Origin of the sequence: Corynebacterium sp. HMSC06G04, assembly GCF_001807365.1 — a bacterium.
Taxonomy (GTDB): domain Bacteria; phylum Actinomycetota; class Actinomycetes; order Mycobacteriales; family Mycobacteriaceae; genus Corynebacterium; species Corynebacterium simulans.
On record NZ_KV788598.1, the window covers coordinates 56,747 to 72,285 of the forward strand.

Annotated in this window: 15 protein-coding genes; 8 read left to right on the forward strand and 7 right to left on the reverse strand. The window is 59.0% G+C overall.

From position 1 onward, the window contains the following. Positions 1–40 precede the first annotated feature (40 nt). On the reverse strand, positions 41–1,960 hold the full coding sequence (locus HMPREF3158_RS02090) for a choice-of-anchor I family protein (RefSeq protein ID WP_061923407.1): 1,920 nt from the start codon (positions 1,958–1,960) through the stop codon (positions 41–43). A gap of 219 nt (positions 1,961–2,179) precedes the next feature. Between HMPREF3158_RS02090 and ilvA the strand changes: the two genes are divergently transcribed. The 4 genes from ilvA to HMPREF3158_RS02110 are packed head-to-tail and all read left to right on the forward strand — an operon-like array spanning position 2,180 to position 4,796. Further along, entirely contained in the window at positions 2,180–3,463 is a 1,284-nt protein-coding gene (gene ilvA, locus HMPREF3158_RS02095; RefSeq protein WP_070497124.1) for a threonine ammonia-lyase IlvA, read from the forward strand. A 15-nt stretch (positions 3,464–3,478) separates the two neighbouring features. Beyond that, the gene (locus HMPREF3158_RS02100) at positions 3,479–4,120 is read left to right on the forward strand and encodes a YigZ family protein (protein ID WP_070497130.1); all 642 of its coding nucleotides are present in this window, start codon (positions 3,479–3,481) and stop codon (positions 4,118–4,120) included. Between the two features lie 38 nt (positions 4,121–4,158). Beyond that, positions 4,159–4,395, forward strand: a complete 237-nt coding sequence (locus HMPREF3158_RS02105; RefSeq protein WP_061923691.1) for a hypothetical protein — start codon at positions 4,159–4,161, stop codon at positions 4,393–4,395. 14 nt (positions 4,396–4,409) lie between these two features. Continuing rightward, entirely contained in the window at positions 4,410–4,796 is a 387-nt protein-coding gene (locus HMPREF3158_RS02110) for an RNA-binding S4 domain-containing protein (RefSeq protein ID WP_070497132.1), read from the forward strand. Here the strand turns inward: HMPREF3158_RS02110 and HMPREF3158_RS02115 are convergent. The 5 genes from HMPREF3158_RS02115 to HMPREF3158_RS02135 all read right to left on the reverse strand — a co-directional run bounded on the left by HMPREF3158_RS02115 (position 4,793) and on the right by HMPREF3158_RS02135 (position 10,711). Further along, the gene (locus HMPREF3158_RS02115) at positions 4,793–5,818 is read right to left on the reverse strand and encodes a GTP pyrophosphokinase (protein WP_061923395.1); all 1,026 of its coding nucleotides are present in this window, start codon (positions 5,816–5,818) and stop codon (positions 4,793–4,795) included. The genes HMPREF3158_RS02110 and HMPREF3158_RS02115 overlap by 4 nt on opposite strands. A gap of 46 nt (positions 5,819–5,864) precedes the next feature. Next, positions 5,865–6,530 carry a hypothetical protein gene (locus tag HMPREF3158_RS02120; RefSeq protein ID WP_070497136.1) on the reverse strand — a complete coding sequence of 222 codons (666 nt, stop codon included), beginning with the start codon at positions 6,528–6,530 and terminating at the stop codon, positions 5,865–5,867. A 94-nt stretch (positions 6,531–6,624) separates the two neighbouring features. After that, positions 6,625–7,986, reverse strand: a complete 1,362-nt coding sequence (locus HMPREF3158_RS02125) for a 3'-5' exonuclease (protein WP_070497138.1) — start codon at positions 7,984–7,986, stop codon at positions 6,625–6,627. 35 nt (positions 7,987–8,021) lie between these two features. Further along, complete coding sequence (gene glgX / locus HMPREF3158_RS02130) at positions 8,022–10,193, reverse strand: glycogen debranching protein GlgX (RefSeq protein WP_070497141.1); 2,172 nt, start codon at positions 10,191–10,193, stop codon at positions 8,022–8,024. A 14-nt stretch (positions 10,194–10,207) separates the two neighbouring features. Next, positions 10,208–10,711, reverse strand: coding sequence for a TetR family transcriptional regulator (locus tag HMPREF3158_RS02135; RefSeq protein ID WP_246816166.1), 504 nt, complete (start codon positions 10,709–10,711; stop codon positions 10,208–10,210). A gap of 383 nt (positions 10,712–11,094) precedes the next feature. Here HMPREF3158_RS02135 and HMPREF3158_RS02140 point away from each other — a divergent pair, with 383 nt between their 5' ends. The 4 genes from HMPREF3158_RS02140 to HMPREF3158_RS02155 all read left to right on the forward strand — a co-directional run bounded on the left by HMPREF3158_RS02140 (position 11,095) and on the right by HMPREF3158_RS02155 (position 14,509). Then, the gene (locus HMPREF3158_RS02140) at positions 11,095–11,853 is read left to right on the forward strand and encodes a hypothetical protein (RefSeq protein WP_083291027.1); all 759 of its coding nucleotides are present in this window, start codon (positions 11,095–11,097) and stop codon (positions 11,851–11,853) included. Between the two features lie 115 nt (positions 11,854–11,968). Further along, on the forward strand, positions 11,969–12,457 hold the full coding sequence (locus HMPREF3158_RS02145; RefSeq protein ID WP_235597037.1) for a hypothetical protein: 489 nt from the start codon (positions 11,969–11,971) through the stop codon (positions 12,455–12,457). 228 nt (positions 12,458–12,685) lie between these two features. Further along, positions 12,686–14,227, forward strand: coding sequence for a molybdopterin-dependent oxidoreductase (locus HMPREF3158_RS02150; protein ID WP_070497148.1), 1,542 nt, complete (start codon positions 12,686–12,688; stop codon positions 14,225–14,227). A gap of 39 nt (positions 14,228–14,266) precedes the next feature. Further along, on the forward strand, positions 14,267–14,509 hold the full coding sequence (locus HMPREF3158_RS02155) for a hypothetical protein (protein WP_061923371.1): 243 nt from the start codon (positions 14,267–14,269) through the stop codon (positions 14,507–14,509). A 29-nt stretch (positions 14,510–14,538) separates the two neighbouring features. Here the strand turns inward: HMPREF3158_RS02155 and HMPREF3158_RS02160 are convergent, their stop codons facing one another. Then, positions 14,539–15,474, reverse strand: coding sequence for a YbjN domain-containing protein (locus HMPREF3158_RS02160; protein ID WP_070497149.1), 936 nt, complete (start codon positions 15,472–15,474; stop codon positions 14,539–14,541). Positions 15,475–15,539 lie beyond the last annotated feature (65 nt).

A 15,539-nucleotide genomic window follows, 5' to 3' on the forward strand; every position in this document is an offset into this window, starting at 1 on the left:
ACCGTAGCAAGCTCGCGCGAATCAAGAGCCTAAAATTTTACTAGAAGAATTTTTCCAGTTCAGAGCGCAGATGTCCAGGCAGGAAGCCGAGAACCTGGTCACGTAGGCCCGGCGTGAAGGCCACGCCCACCACCGCTGCGATTAAAGCGAAGATGCTCAGCGCCGCGCCCACGGAGGAGCCATGCACGGAGCTTCCGGTCGAGCTCAGGGAAGAACCTTGCGACGAAGCCCCGGAAGAGGCGCGCGCGGGATCGTCTGCCGAGGTGAGGTCTTCGATGTCGTAGGTGGTGGTCGTGCCGGAGACCTCATTGCCGACGATAAGCATGTAACGCCCGGTTGGGGAGTCCTTCTTGTCCACGAACGCAAAGCCCTCAGGGCCTAGGTCGCCGGCCTGGGAAAATTCATCGGTGCTGAAGTCACGGTTGTTGACGTAGGTGGTGAACTTAGCATTTGTGGGGTCGGTGACGTCGTAGACAAAGATGCCGCCGAGGCGCTCGGCGCCGATGAATGCGTAGGTCCTGTCGTCAACCTTGCCAACAGCAAGTGCCTCTGGTTCCGGGCCCTTATTGTCAGAGCGATCATCAAACTCCGCAGACTCATTGTCGGCGTTGTGGTTTAAGACGCCTTCGGCATGCAGTTTGGCGCTGATTTTCTCGAACTCGGAGCCAGAATCGAATACAACATTGCCGGCGGCGTCGTAGATAGAAAAGGAACGGCTGCCAAAGCTATAGACCGTATCGAAGCATTCTTTGTCCGCATTCCAGCCGGAAGCCGTGGTGACCTTCAGGTTGCCGGCGACTTTCTTGCTGGCAAGCTCGTCGAGGTTGGCGTCGCCAAGCGCGCCCTCACATACCTTTCCTGCCTCAATGAGGTCCTTCAGCTTGGCCTCCTCGGAGTAGACACCCGTGCCGCCATCTTTCTCATCGATGCCCCACTCGCGGGCGTCGCCCTCGTTTGCGGTGGCGAAATAGGTTTGACCGTTGGTTTGGAAAGCGCCGATAGAATCCGGCATCGACAAGCCCTTAACCCCCAGGGTGCGCAGCTCAGCGGCGTCATCTTTGTTGGAGGTATCGAGGGCTACTTGGGAGTGGTCAGCGATGTGGGCAGGCAGAATTTTTTCCACGCTTGCTGATTCGATATCAACGACCGCAATGGCATTTGCTTCCTGCAGGCTCACGTAGGCCTTGCCCTCGGCGGAGGTGATGTACTCCGGCTCGAAGTCGATGGAAGGCTTAGCATCGTGTGCCTCCGGGCCAAACACGCGCACGCCTGCGGGAAGCGGGGTGTTATCAAAAGCTCGGAAATCAGCGATGCGAGCATCTGCCTGCGTCGGCGCTGCGACATCCTGCGGCAGCGCGATGACGGAGATGGAACCCTCCGGATCGCTTAGGTAGTCATCGCCAGCTGCGTTGAGCTCGTTAGAAGGCTCGCCCTCATTGGCAAGCAGAGCGTAAGCGCCATCAGCAGTGATGTGTACGTTATCCGGCAGTGCTCCGACGGTGATACGCCCCAACTCCTCGCCCGAGTTGACGTCAAAGAAGAGAGCCTCGCCCTGCTCGGTCTTGTCTTGTTGCTGAACAGCTGCGACGGCAAGGCCATCAGGGCGGACGGCGACGGAGTTGATTTCCTTGTCGCCGCCAGCGGAGACGGTAGAAACCTTGCGCGGGTGCGCGGCGTCGGAAGCATCCAGGATATCGACCTCACCCGATACCGCGTTGATGGTCAGGATGCGCTGGGAAGCGGCGTGGAAGGCCACGATTTCCGCGGCCGATTCGCCATGCACCCCGGACTCGTAGGTGCCCAGCGGGGTGAGTTTGATTCCGGCGTCGGCGGCAGATTCTTCTACCGGTTTCGCCACGATGGCGCCATGCGCGGGGCTAACCAGCGAAAAACTGGTCACAAGGGCCGCACACATTGCGGTGGCGCGCCGGCGGAGAGAAAAACGGGGAGCTTGAGACATAAGTTGTGAATTCCTTGAAGAAAGTAGGAAGAGAGTAGGAAAGAGAGATAATTCGTGCGAGAAAACGCAGCGAAAACCATCGAATACCTTCGCTGGAGAAAGTTATCCGCATGCTAACTTCAGCTAACTCTCCAGAAAGTTCTGAGTGAACTTCCCATAAACCGGTCGATTATTAGATAATCGCATCCCGCGGGGTAGCGGACACGCTAAACTTGGCGCATGACTGAAACTTCCGCTGCTTATTCACCGATCCATGCCTCCGATATTCAGATGGCACAGGCGAGAATTAGCTCGGAAATTTCTCCCACACCCCTGCACTATTGCCCGCGCCTTTCCCAAGAAATAGGCGCTGAAGTTTATCTCAAGCGCGAAGACCTGCAAGACGTGCGCTCTTATAAAATCCGCGGCGCGCTGTATGGCATCTCAAACCTTTCGGCGGAGCAGCGCCGTCTCGGCATCGTGACAGCTTCGGCCGGAAACCATGCGCAAGGCGTAGCTTATGCTTGCCGTTCGATGGGCATTCGAGGAAAAATCTTCGTCCCAGAACCTACTCCGAAGCAAAAACGCGACCGCATTAAGGTACATGGGGCAGACATGGTGGAGCTGGTGGTCACCGGTTCCACCTTCGATGAGGCCGCCGCAGCCGCGCATGCCGACGCCGCCGAGCACGGCGCCATTTTCATCGAGCCCTTCGACGCGCGTGACACCGTTACGGGGCAAGGCACCGTCGCTGCTGAGGTACTCGCGCAACTGTCAGCACAGGGAAAGTCCCTGGATACCACGGTGGTTCCCGTCGGCGGCGGAGGGCTGATCTCCGGAATTACCTCTTATCTTGCAGACATGTCCCCGCGCACCCAGGTGGTGGGAATTGAGCCGCAGGGCGCGGCGTCGCTTAGCGCGGCATTCGCGGCAGGCGAGCCGGTGACCTTGGAAAGCGTTGATCCTTTCGTCGATGGTGCTGCAGTCAAACGAGTAGGGGCGTTGCCTTTCCAGATCCTGCAGGAAAACAGGCAACGCGTGCGCTGGGACAGCGTTTCTGAAGGCGCTGTGTGCACCGAGCAGCTGGGGTTGTATCAGAACGAGGGCATCATTGCCGAGCCCGCCGGCGCGCTTTCGGTGGCAGGTCTGCGCGAGCTGGAGTTAGCGCCAGGCAGCGTGGTGGTGTGCGTGATATCCGGCGGTAACAATGACGTCTTGCGCTATGCCGAAATCATGGAGCGCTCGCTGGTGCATCGCGGCTTGAAGCACTACTTCTTGGTTAATTTTCCGCAGGAACCAGGCCAGCTGCGTCATTTCCTGCAGGATATTTTGGGCCCGGATGATGACATCACGCTGTTTGAGTACTTGAAGCGAAACAATCGTGAGACTGGGGCTGCCTTGGTGGGACTTGAGCTGGGGCGTGCAGAGGACCTGAACGGACTGCTTGAGCGCATGGAAAGTTCCAAGATTCACGTTCAACAGCTGCATCCAGGCACCGCCGAATATGACTTCCTGGTGGGATAGGTAGACTGACACGCAGTGTTGACCAGCTATGAACGGCCCGTTCCGGGCGAGATTGAAAATGAGATCGAGATTAAGCGCTCGCGCTTTATCACGCTCGTGGATCGAGTGACCTGTGAGAGTGAGGCGCGTGGGTTTATCGACGCCGCGCGCGAACGCTTCCCTGATGCCCGCCACCATTGCTCGGCGTATATCTACCACGTTGATGAAGCCAACCCAGTGGAGCGCTCCTCAGACGACGGCGAGCCTTCCGGCACAGCCGGAAAACCCATGCTTGACGTGCTGAAAGGCTCGGGAATGCTGGATATCTGTGCCGTCGTCGTGCGCTACTTCGGTGGCGTGAAGTTAGGCGCGGGCGGGCTCGTTCATGCTTATGGCGGTTCGGTCAGCGAGGCGCTCGAATTGGTCGAGCACAGCACGCGGGCGCTGCGGGAACTCTATACCGCCGAATTCAGCCATGCCCAGGCCGGCCGCGTGGAAGCGGAGCTGCGCAATCGCGGTTATGAGATTACTGATACCGCATATGGTGCGGCGGTGACCTTCACTCTGGCTATCGAGCCCGGCGGCAGAGAAGCCCTGGATGCCACGCTCGCCGCACTTTCCCAGGGCGAGGTGGAATCTAGCGAAGCCGGCACCGCCTGGGTGGAGCTTGGCGCCTAGGGGCGAGGGTAAGTCGGCGCTGCGCTAGAATGGCCGCCATGACTATGCAACGACGCCCCAACAATCCGATCGAGCTGAAGAAGCAGCAGGTTCGTAAGTACTCCCGGAACGGAGTAGTTAGCGTGGTCGGCGGCGTTGCTGGTGGCGTGCTGCTTGGGTGGGCCTTGTCTGGTTTCTGGGTCTTTATGACCTTGGGCCTTATCGTCGCCGTGGTTGGCGGTGCCTATAACTGGCGCAAGGTGCAAAAGATCGTCAACGAAAACCACAATTACTAGATCCGAAGGCTTAGATGCCGATTCAACCTGACTCAAAACCCGTCCGCATCGATGCCTGGGTGTGGTCTGTGCGCATGGCAAAGACGCGCTCGGAGGCCGCTGAGGCGGTGAAGGCGGGGCACGTAAAGCTCAACGGCAATGCGGTAAAGCCTGCCCAGCAGGTGGTTCCGGGAGATCGCGTACGTATCTGGCGCAACCACTACGAGCATGACTTGGAAGTTCTAGCCACCGTGGCAAAGCGCGTCGGAGCGCCGGTGGCTCGTGCATGTTACATCGACCATGCGCCGCCGCCACCGCCGAAGGAGTTCATGCCTTCGGTTCCAGTCCGCGAGCGCGGCGCGGGCAGGCCTACCAAGAAGGAACGCCGCCAGATGGAAAAGTTCCGCGGTGGCTTCCGCTAGTTATTGGCCTCTTTTTTCTCCGTCTTTGAGGAGTGCGCGCGGTAATTCTGCAGCGCTTTGTAGCGGCCATTGAGGCGGCGCTTGCGGTCTTTGCGGTCTCCTGCAAGGGCAGTGGCCTCCACGTGCTGCTTGCCAAATTTATTAAGCAGCAGGTCGTCGATGAGGCGCACCTGGCCGGGGCGGAAGCGGTAATTGATGGCGTCGTGTACGAAGGCGATGTCACCTGCATTCAGCAGCGACTTCAATTGGCTCATTGTGGTCACACCGTTGAGCTCCAAAATCTCTGCTAGGAAGCGGTAGTGCTCCGAACGCGAGCGCGGGAAGCGCCCGCCCATCAACACAGCCAAGACACCGGGCAGGGTCTCGGCGGAAAGCTCTACGTCTTCGCTGGTATCCGTGGAAGGATCTTTCAGCGCAGCAATCTGATCGAATTGCTGGTCCGCCAGCTCGATAAGCCCGGCGGCCAAGGTAAAGAGGCGGTCAACCTGCGCGGAAGGAGCCGCAGTGCCTTGCTTATAGCGGATATCGTGCTCGAACTCTGCCCACGCATGCTGCAGCGCGGTGCGTATTTGTACCTCAAAGGTCCAGCCTTCGTACTCTGCGAGCTCTTCAATCGCGTTGGTCACGCGCAGCACTAAATGGTGGGAGCCGTAGCCAAAACCGCCGGAAATGCGGGTCTCTGCGGCCTTATCCACCGAGCGCACCACCGCAAAGGAATCGCCCAAGACCTCGAGCGCCTGGGGGATAGCGGTGGAGTGGAAGACCGTAATGCGCACGCCGAGAACGTCGTGGATGTCTTCCCAGGGTCTGGGGTAATAAAGCTCGCCGTTTGCGTGGCGCTTTTTGGCCTTGGCTTTTAGCGATGGCCAGCGCTTGACGCGGGCGGAGGCGCGGTCGAAGATAACGCCGGCGTCGTTAAGCAGGTCCTCGATGGCCTCGTTGAAGTCTGCTTCTGCTCGTGGATGCCGGCGAACCCACTCGTGATACTGGTTGCTCAACCGAGAGATGGCGGATTCCTTCACCCCGCACCGACCTCCTGACTTTTTGCTTAAGCATGCGTTTATTCCCCTAAGCTTCTAGAGGAAATCCGTTAGCCCATAATAGTGGTTCGGGCGCAAGAACCGCACCGCGCAGGCGCCTTTGCTCGTTTATGCGCCGTGACCAGTGCCGGACGCGCTTTAGCGGCGAGTCATGCAAGGCCACCACCGTGGCGGGATCCGGAACCAGGTAGTACAACGTCTGCCGAGCTGTTGCATGGGTTAAGCGGCGCAGGTGCGAGTCCATGATGCTGAAAGTCTGCGGATGCGCCAACCACGCGCTAGCCTCGGCGCCGCGGGCCTGGATTTGAATGCCTTCCTCGCAGCCCGGCAGAATCTCCGCCGCGCAACGGGTGCGAAAGCGCAGGCCTTGGGCAGTAAGAGCGCGCCTTTGCAGGTTCGCTGCCGCCAAGTCCCACGCTTGGCGGGTGCTCAAGCCGAAACCGCTGATAGTGCGATGCGAAACAAAAGCCCGCGGAGCGTGTGCGGAGGTGTCTGCGAACTCGTCGCGCTGAAGGAATAGCACCGAAAGCTGGCGGGAGAGCTGCACTCCAGCGGGAGTATCGCCAAAGCCCTGGTCCGTCAAGGTAGCGCCCGAGAAGTCCTTCCGGCGTGCTAGGGCCGGCAGCAACCCCGCTAGGGCGATGGCCTCGAAATCTAGCGACTCAAACTTTTCCGGCGCAATGGCAGTGGTCATGGCGTGTGTCCTCCCCGCAGGACGAATAATTCACTTTCTGCACTAATTGGACTGCCATTTCCCGCCATCGGTTCCCAACGGAGCAGGAGAGATTTTAGAAAGGCGGCTGCTCATTGAGCTGGAGTTCTTCCAGCAGCTTCGACGCCGGCCACAACGCGATGTCCTGGCCTTTTTCGATGAGCTCTTCGGCGCGCTTTTCCTTCGAGGTCTTCGTTGCCCACTCGCCGAGGACCAGGATGGTGGTCTTCTTGGTGACGTTCTTTCCAATCTTGCCGCCGCGCTCAGCGATGCCCTTCCAGAGCAGACCTTTATCGAAAGGCTCAAAGTCACCGGTCAGAGTTACGTTCTGGCCAAAGAGCGCGCCTTCCGGATCCGCATCGAGGTTCGGGTCCGGAATGGTATCCGGCGTGGCTACCGACTGCCACGGCGCGGGTCCGCGGCTGGACTTCCTTTCCCTTCCGCCGGTCTTTACGTCGGTCTTAGTACCCGACTTACGGGTCTTGTCGCGGAAGTCCGTGCCAGCGCCAAGGTCGGCCGCAGAGGTAGGCGCGGTATGCGCGCGCAGCACTGGCAGAATTGCCTCTTTATCCAACTTACCGAGGCTAAATTCGCGGGAACGGAAGAGCTCATCCACCGAGCCCACGTGCCCAAAGCGCCGCGCAAGGTCCGCGACGATGACGCCGGCTGCGTGGGCGTCGGCAGTTGCCTCGTGGTGCTGGAAGTCATCGGCGCCACAGAATGCAGCCACCGTGGGTAGCTTGTGGTTGACCACATCGATAACGCCGGCAGAAGAGGCATCGCGAGCCAGTGCTAGCGAACATGCCAAGGTGATCTCCGGAATCGAACTGCCAGCCTTCAGCAGGCCCTGGCGCAAAGCGGTGGAATCAAACTGCGCATTGTGCGCGACCAAAACATCGCCGTCCATGAACTCAAAAAGTTCCGCCGCGGCCTCTGCAAAAGGCTGGGCTCCCTCGACGTCGGCAGGCTTAATGCCGTGGATCGAGATGTTGATATCGGCGAACTTCTCAAGGCCCGGCGGGGGAGTGCACAGCCACGTGCGGGATTCGGTTTCCTGCCCATCGCGGAAACGCACCGCACCAATCTGGCACACCGAACCCCAATCATCGTTAGCGGTTTCCACATCAACGGCGGTGAAGTTCAGCCCGCTGACCGAGGCCGCCTCCGCCGGCGCCTCGCCGCGCAGCGCAGCCTCGACCGCACGCGCGAAAGCCGCCGCGTCCTGATTGGGGGCAAAGGCAATGCGCTTGCCGACGCCGCCTAATTCCACGTATCCAAAGCCCGCCGCGGTGGGGGCGCAGACGGTGACATCGGTGACGTCGCTTAGCGCAACCTGCTCCTGTTTAGCCTTGCCCAGGCAAGCAGAAAGCAAAGAAACTTGGAAAATAAGCTCCTTATTCGTGACATCGATGCGGGTGGCGTGGGCGTGAAAAGACACGAACTACCTTTCCGGGAAAATCGGAGGAAAATTTCTTAAGCGTCGAAGACTGGCGGCTCTTCCTGGCGGAGAATCAGCGTCGAGCGCGGTTGAACAGTGATCGTACCCTCTGCATCAATGTAGGTTTCCTCCGCGGGGTAGCCGCCGGAATCTGCCGTATCGACCATAAGCCGCCAGCGCGCGCCCAAGTTCTTGGTAGGCAGGGTGAACTCAATCTCGCCGTGGTGGGCGTTGAAGATCATGATGAAGGAATCATCGGTGATGCGCTCGCCGCGGGCAGTGGTCTCGGTGATTGCGTTGCCGTTGAGGTAAACCATCAACGCGCGGCCAAAGTCATGATCCCAGTCGTCCTGCGTCATCAGCTTGCCAGAGGGCACCAGCCAGGCGATGTCGCGGTCCTGCACGTCGGAGCCCAGCGGGCCACCGGCCAAGAAACGCTGCCTGCGGAAGACCGGATGCGCGCGGCGGATGGCGAGCACGCGCTTGGTAAAGCCCAGCATTGCCTCGGACTTTTCTTCTTCCAGCAGCGACCAATCCATCCAGGAAATCTCGTTGTCCTGGCAATAGACGTTGTTATTTCCGCCCTGCGTGCGCCCGAACTCGTCGCCGTGGCAAAGCATCGGCGTGCCCTGGGAAAGCAACAAGGTGGTCAGGAAGTTGCGCACCTGCCGGCGGCGCAGCTTCTTTATCTCTTCGTCCTCGGTAGGCCCTTCCACGCCGTGGTTCCAGGAGCGGTTGAAGGACTCGCCGTCGCGGGAGTCCTCGCCGTTTTCCTCATTGTGTTTGTCGTTGTAGGTGACGAGGTCCCGCAGCGTGAATCCATCGTGGGCGGTGATGAAGTTGATGGAAGCGGTAGGGCGGCGGCCGTTGTTGCCGTAAAGATCGGAAGAGCCGGTAAGCCGCGAGGCAAACTCTCCCAAGGTGGCGGGCTCGCCGCGCCAGAAATCGCGCACGGTGTCGCGGTACTTGCCGTTCCACTCGCTCCAAATCGGTGGAAAGTTTCCCACTTGGTAGCCATCATGGCCCACGTCCCAGGGCTCTGCGATGAGTTTGACTTGGCTGACCACGGGGTCTTGTTGCACGAGGTCGAAGAAGGTGGCGAGCTTGTCGACGTCGTCAAGCTCCCGCGCCAGCGTCGCCGCCAGGTCGAAGCGGAAGCCGTCCACATGCATCTCCGTGACCCAGTAGCGCAGCGAATCCATAATCAGCTGCAGCGAGTGCGGATGCCGAACGTTAAGGGAATTACCGGTGCCAGTGTAGTCCATGTAGAGGCTCTTGTCCTCATCAACCAGGCGATAGTAGGCGTGGTTATCGATGCCGCGGAAGGCGATGGTGGGGCCTAGATGGTTGCCCTCCGCGGTGTGGTTATAGACCACGTCGAGGATGACCTCGATGCCTTCCTCATGGAAGGCACGCACCATGGTCTTGAACTCCGCGACGGCCTCGCCGGGCTTTTTGGCATAGGCATAGTCCAGGTGAGGAGCGAAGAAGCCGAAGGTGTTGTAGCCCCAGTAGTTGCGGAGGCCGAGGTTGCGTAGGCGATCATCCTGCAGGAACTGGTGCACCGGCATCAGCTCGACGGCGGTGACGCCGAGCTCCTTGAAATAGTTGATGATCGCTGGATGCGCCATGCCCGCGTACGTGCCTCGCAGCTCCTCAGGCACGTCGGGATGGCGCATAGTCATGCCCTTGACGTGGGCTTCGTAGATGACCGTCTCATTATCAGGGGTGCGGGGGCGGCGGTCGCCGGCCCAATCGAAGAAGGGGTTGATGACCACCGAAAGCATGGTGTGGCCGAGGGAATCTTCAGTGTTGCGGCCGGTGCCTTCCTCTTCGGCGTGGATGTCATAGGAGTAGAGGGAGGCGTCGCCATCGAAATCGCCGTCGAAGGCCCTAGCATACGGATCTACCAGCAGCTTTGAGGGATCGCAGCGCAGGCCATTGGCGGGGTCATAGGGGCCATAGATGCGATAGCCATAGCGCTGGCCCGGGCCAACGTTGGGCAGGTAGGCATGCCAGACGTGGGCTGTTATTTCATTCAGCTCGACGCGCTCTTCTTTTCCTTCGCGGTCGATGAGGCAGAGCTCGACTTTTTCGGCGATTTCAGAAAAGATGGCGAAGTTTGTACCGGAGCCATCGAACGTGGAGCCTAGTGGCGCGGGTTTTCCTGGCCAGGCTTGGGTAGGGCAGACAGCGGTTTCAGTCATGCCCTAGAGCATAATTAATTTTCCGTGCCCGCGAGCGGGTTGCGCAGGCCGTTTACGATGATCTCGACGCCGCGGTGGATATCTGGGCCGTGGTTTACGGGGGAGCTATCCGCGGCGTCTGCAGTGGCTGTGGCCTTAGCTGACTCCACTAACTGCTGGCGCGATTGCTCCATCTGGGTAGCGCCCAAGATCAGGTGCGCGATGGCCAGTGACGCCGCCTGAACTTCGGCTTCCGAGGCGCAGTGGCCTTCGACTGACTTAAATGAGGCAGCGATCTTTTCAGTGAGTACTTCCCAAGTTTCGGAATCAGGGTAGGCGAGGCCAGCGCTGGCAACCTCTGCGCCATCGCGCCAGCTGAGCAGGGCAGAGTGCAGGCTCTTTGCGACGTCTAGCGGGCTCGTGCCGGAAACAGGCGCTAGGATTTTCTCGGCCATGGCGGCGATGAGCGCTTGCTTGTTGGCGACGTGCCAGTACAGCGCGCCGGGCGCTACGCCGAGTGCGGTGGAGACTCTGCGCATCGTAACATCCGCGAGCCCGTAGGAATTTAAGAGCTCGAGGGCTGTTGAAAGAATTCGGTCTCGGTCTAATTGCACGCTGTTATCTTACCTGTCCAGCTGCCGGTACAGCCGTGCGGCGCGGCAGGGGTATAAGGCCTCTGCGCCGAATAGCGGTGACTGGCTTAACATTTGACAGTAAATGTGTAAGAAAAGGCCTAAGTTCACAGGCTTCTTTGAGGGATCCGACATGTATTCCGCACCTTCGACTTGTTAGGATTAGGCGGAAAGAAAACTGGCTCAGGCTGTTTCGCTCGCGCTGAATCGGCGACCATTCGGAACCGATTTACAGCGACCTACATTTAGCCTTGACGCCAGCCATCGTAAATATTTCAGGAGCCTAACCCTTGTCTTTTCTAACCCCTGCGAAGAAGTCCCTCGTTGCTGTAGCCATGGTTCTGCCGATGACCCTCGTTGCCTGCGGTAACGACGAAGAAGCCAACAACGCTCAGGGTGGCGACAAGACCACCGCCACGAAGACCACGCAGGCTTCCAAGGATGCGGACAAGTCTGCTGCTCCGAGCAAGGAAAAGAAGTCCGAGGACAAGGACGCAAACAAGGATAAGAAGGACGGCAAGGACGCAGAGAAGAAGGGAGGCGCAGACAAGGACTCCAACGCAGCCGCTGCGGAGGAGACCCTGACTAACCCATTCGAGGGTGGCGCCAACCCGCTTGAGAACGCCGCGCCGGTCGCTCCGGTTGAGGGCGCTCCGGCAGAGCAGGGAGATGTCGACGGCATCAATCAGCTGGTCCGTGGCCTCTACGAGACCAAGACCATGCGCCAGTTCTTCAAGTACATGCCGGATCACACCTGCTCCGCAGTGCTGAACGCGCAGGGCTCTGAGGTTGCCAACATGGACTACAACCAGATCCCGGATGTTCCGATGAACGAGCTGAAGAACATGCTCGCAGCTTCCGGCCAGGACACCTCCCAGCTGGATGGCTTCGACTGGAACGCAATTGGCGTTGAGTCCATCAACGACGTTGTTGTCAACGGTGACGATGCTTCCGCAACCGTCAACGTCAACACCAACGAGGGTCTGGATAGCTCCACCATGCGTTTCCGCCGCGAGAACGGCAACTGGACCTTCTGTGGCGAGGTCTAAACTCTCCGCGGAGAAAATAGCGTCAAACAAGGCGCTGTAATTTATAAGGAGGGAGTGCTTTGGCACTTCCTCCTTTTCGTTTTAGTTCTTTCGAGTCAGGCCTTATAAAGAAATGGTGTCCAAGTCCAAGTTTCGTATTCCTCGCTCCATCGGGTTCGGTGCGGGGCTGCTTGCCCTAGTCCTTGTTGTCTATTCGGCAGTGGGGGCGGTGTGGGGGATGTGGCGCCCGACTCTTACCGGCCGTGAAGTAGAAGACGGCGGCTATGCCATCGAAAATGTAGCTGACGTGCAATTTTCTTCCTTCATTGTCTTCGCTGTCTTGGTGGGTTTCTTGGGGCTTTGTTTTGGGCTGTTTTCTTATATGCGCGGCGCGGCGTTCCGCGGCGTGGGGCAATTGCTGTGGTGTGGGGTGGCCTGCCTGGCAGGTGCGGCGGCTTTCTACGTGGTAGGCGGGGTAACGGCGCATTCCGCGCCGGCGGATCCGGGGCAGGTGGTCCAGTTTGTGCCAAAGTTTGCCCCGGGTATCGCGTGGGTGGTTTCGCCGTTTATGGCGATGTTTGCTTATTGGTCGGCGGCCTTCGTGGATGTGCCGGGCGCAGATTAGAGGCCGAGGATGTGGGGCTCGGGGGTATACATTATGTGTAATTGGCTGGACGTGTGGCGGGAATCATGCTGTGGAGTAAATCAGCATTGTTCCAGCTATGCGGGTCGATTTTGTCCAAAAACTAAATAAGCACGGAAAAACCATTGGTATTTCGGGGTGGGTGCGACACAATGAAAAATAAGTCACACTAGTGAAAAGTTGTATCTCTCACCACTGAGGAATTTTCCCATGGACTATGTATTGGCTCTGGGTGAAAACCCAGACTTTCCTATCTGGTTGCGGGCCTCGCACCTCATTAACTTCGTGCTCATCGGTATGCTGCTGCGCTCCGGCATCGAAATGCTCTCTTCCTTGCCGCGCCTGTGGTGGCGCAGTGATTGCGCGCCTGGCACCGAGTGGATCAAATTTACAAAGCGTGAGCTGCCCAAAGAGGAGGGCGTTTACACCTCCCTTATGGATGAGCTTTCAGTCTCGCCGATGCTTTCCCTGCCCGGCCGCGAGAACATCGGATTGGGCCGCCACTGGCATGGCGCCGCGGTGATGCTGTGGGTGCTCAACGGCTTTGTCTACGTTACCTTGCTCTTTGCCACCGGCCTGTGGCGCCGGCTGATTCCGACCTCCTGGGATATAGTCCCTGAGGCCTGGGAATCGGCCAAGGTCTACTTGAGCCTGCAGGCACCCTCGCTGGAGCACTTCACGCCATACGACGCCCTCCAGCAGCTCGCGTACTCCTTCGTCATTTTCATCCTGGCGCCGTTTATGATGCTCACCGGCGTAGCCATGGCCCCGGCCGTGCGAGTGAAGTTCCCTCGCTACGTGAAGTTCTGGGGTGGCCACCAAGGTGCTCGCTCCCTGCACTTCATTGGAATGGTGCTGATGAGCGCGTTTATTGTTGTGCACGTCTTCCTCGTGTTCTTCGTTCACCGCGAGCACAACATGGTCCACATGGTCTTCGGCGACGTGAGCGTGGAGCGCTACGCGCAGGCCTTTACCACCGTGGTCTTTACCATCGTGGTGGTCATTTTGTTCTGGATCTTCTTGTCCTACTGGTCCCTGGCGGATCGCGCCCGTGCCCAGCGCGTCGTGGTGAAGTTTACCGAGCTCGGCCGCAAGCTCTTCCTGAACTGGTTGAAGGTTTCGCCTTCTACCCAGCAGGCTTATACCGATAAGGACATTTCCAAGTTTCACTGGACTAACGGCCTGCCGCCGACGCCCGATGAGTCGCCGGAGTGGACCAAGTTCCGCGAGAATGACTGGAAGGGCTACGAAATCACGCTGGCTGATGACATTAATGGCGTAGAGAAGGTCGTCACCATCGAGCAGCTACGTGAGTTGCCGCAGCAGTCCTACGTGGCAACGCATACTTGCATGCAGGGTTGGTCGGCGACCTCCCGCTGGGCTGGGCCTTCCATCGAGGACGTGCTTAGCCTGTTGGGACCACGCCCAGAAGGCGCCAACTACGTCATGGTCGAGTCCTATGGCCTAGCGCAGAAGATGTACGACAACCGCCCGCGCGAGCCCTTCTATGCCTGCTTTAGCATTGACGACGCCCTGGATGCACAGTCTGTCATCGCCCTGTCCCGCAACGGCCATGAAGTCGACATCCATCTCGGTGCCCCGGCGCGCTGCCGCGTGGAATCCAACCACGGCTACAAGGCCGTGAAGTGGGTTTCCAAGGTTAGCTGGATCGCTGATTACGCAGGCTACGGCGACGGCCGCGGCGGTACCCGCGAGGATTCTGCGCTGCAGGCGTTCAACGGCCGTATCTAAGTTCGGGAATCTAACGGCAAAAGTCGTACAATTTGACTCATGTCGATTATTGTTTCCACTCACTACCACGTCAGCGGCGTAAAGAATGACAACGATGTCCGCAAAGCGCTGCAGGCACTCTATGACATCTTCGCTTCCGGTGGCCTGGGCCAGGCCACCTTCGAAATTACGGACCATGAGTATGCCCGCCTTGTGGTCAAGCACAAGGACGATGTGATCCCCTCCGTCCCGGCGATGAACGAGGCCCTGGCTAAGGCTGGCAACTACGAAATCGTCCAGTAGTTTGAGCCTTTAAGGCACTTTAAGGGCTGTTAAGGCCACTGCACCGGTGAGGCGCCAACCGCCTCTCGGGCAATATCGTCGATGCCGTGCAGGATGTGTTTCATGCCGCGGCCCAGGCTGGTCAATAGCTGGGCGTCGGTGAGCCCGCCGCCTGTCATGACTGTGTAATCCAAGCGCACCTGCAGGCCGTCGACGTTCGAGTGACAAAACGCCGCCGCCGAATGATGCGTGCGGTTCCAGTCGTTGCACGTTAAAAATATGCGGGTGAAATCCTCGCCCTTTAAGTTTGGGTCCCAGTGGCCCTTGATGATTAGGCTCGGGCCCACATCGAGCACGAATGCAAATAAAACATCGTTTATCCAGGCATAAACGGATTGCTCGGCGTCCGTCTGGAAGCGATTGATGCCTAGCCTGCGCAGGATATCCTCCACCCGTGCGATGTCCACGGGCAGCACCTCCGCTGTTGAGTCTTCCGACGCCGGTGAATCCTCCGCTGGGGATGGCTGGCTGCGGAGGGTAGGGAAGGCGTTGGCAAGCGCGTTCAAAAACAACCCCGCATTGCGCAAAGCCGGCACCAGCGCGGCCTCTAACTGGGAATCCTGCGGCTCGTCCTGAACCACCAGGAAGGTATGCCCCCACAGCGTGACCGCAGTGGGATCGGCATAATCCACCACCACGCGCGGCGAGATGCAGTCGTGGTTCCAGTCGTTGGCGAATTCGCCCAGCGCTGCTATATCCGCGAAGCCCAAGTGGCCTTGGTGGGTGGTATAAAAACGCAACACCGGCTCGCCCGCAGCGTCGAGGCTCACGCGGGTTTCACCCGCCGTGGAATGTGGAAAAATCACTAGCTCATCAGTGGCTTTAATGGAATGAATGCCCAAGCGGGAAGCGATCTCGCACATGCGAGCCAGGAGCTTCGCGTTCGTGGCGGACTCGCAGCTGGCATCTGAATCGAATTCATCCATGCGCTGGGCCCTGCTTTCCAAAATTTGCTTAAGCGATAGTGCAATAAGGGGAGAGAAGCTGTGGC

Excerpts from the sequence above, each read along its gene's own strand:
- HMPREF3158_RS02135 (WP_246816166.1), bottom strand. The coding sequence starts at position 10,711 with ATGCGCAGAGTCTCCACCGCACTCGGCGTAGCGCCCGGCGCGCTGTAC.
- HMPREF3158_RS02110 (WP_070497132.1), top strand. The coding sequence starts at position 4,410 with ATGCCGATTCAACCTGACTCAAAACCCGTCCGCATCGATGCCTGGGTG.
- HMPREF3158_RS02090 (WP_061923407.1), bottom strand. The coding sequence starts at position 1,960 with ATGTCTCAAGCTCCCCGTTTTTCTCTCCGCCGGCGCGCCACCGCAATG.
- HMPREF3158_RS02105 (WP_061923691.1), top strand. The coding sequence starts at position 4,159 with ATGACTATGCAACGACGCCCCAACAATCCGATCGAGCTGAAGAAGCAG.
- HMPREF3158_RS02150 (WP_070497148.1), top strand. The coding sequence starts at position 12,686 with ATGGACTATGTATTGGCTCTGGGTGAAAACCCAGACTTTCCTATCTGG.
- HMPREF3158_RS02120 (WP_070497136.1), bottom strand. The coding sequence starts at position 6,530 with ATGACCACTGCCATTGCGCCGGAAAAGTTTGAGTCGCTAGATTTCGAG.
- glgX (WP_070497141.1), bottom strand. The coding sequence starts at position 10,193 with ATGACTGAAACCGCTGTCTGCCCTACCCAAGCCTGGCCAGGAAAACCC.
- HMPREF3158_RS02155 (WP_061923371.1), top strand. The coding sequence starts at position 14,267 with ATGTCGATTATTGTTTCCACTCACTACCACGTCAGCGGCGTAAAGAAT.
- ilvA (WP_070497124.1), top strand. The coding sequence starts at position 2,180 with ATGACTGAAACTTCCGCTGCTTATTCACCGATCCATGCCTCCGATATT.
- HMPREF3158_RS02160 (WP_070497149.1), bottom strand. The coding sequence starts at position 15,474 with ATGGATGAATTCGATTCAGATGCCAGCTGCGAGTCCGCCACGAACGCG.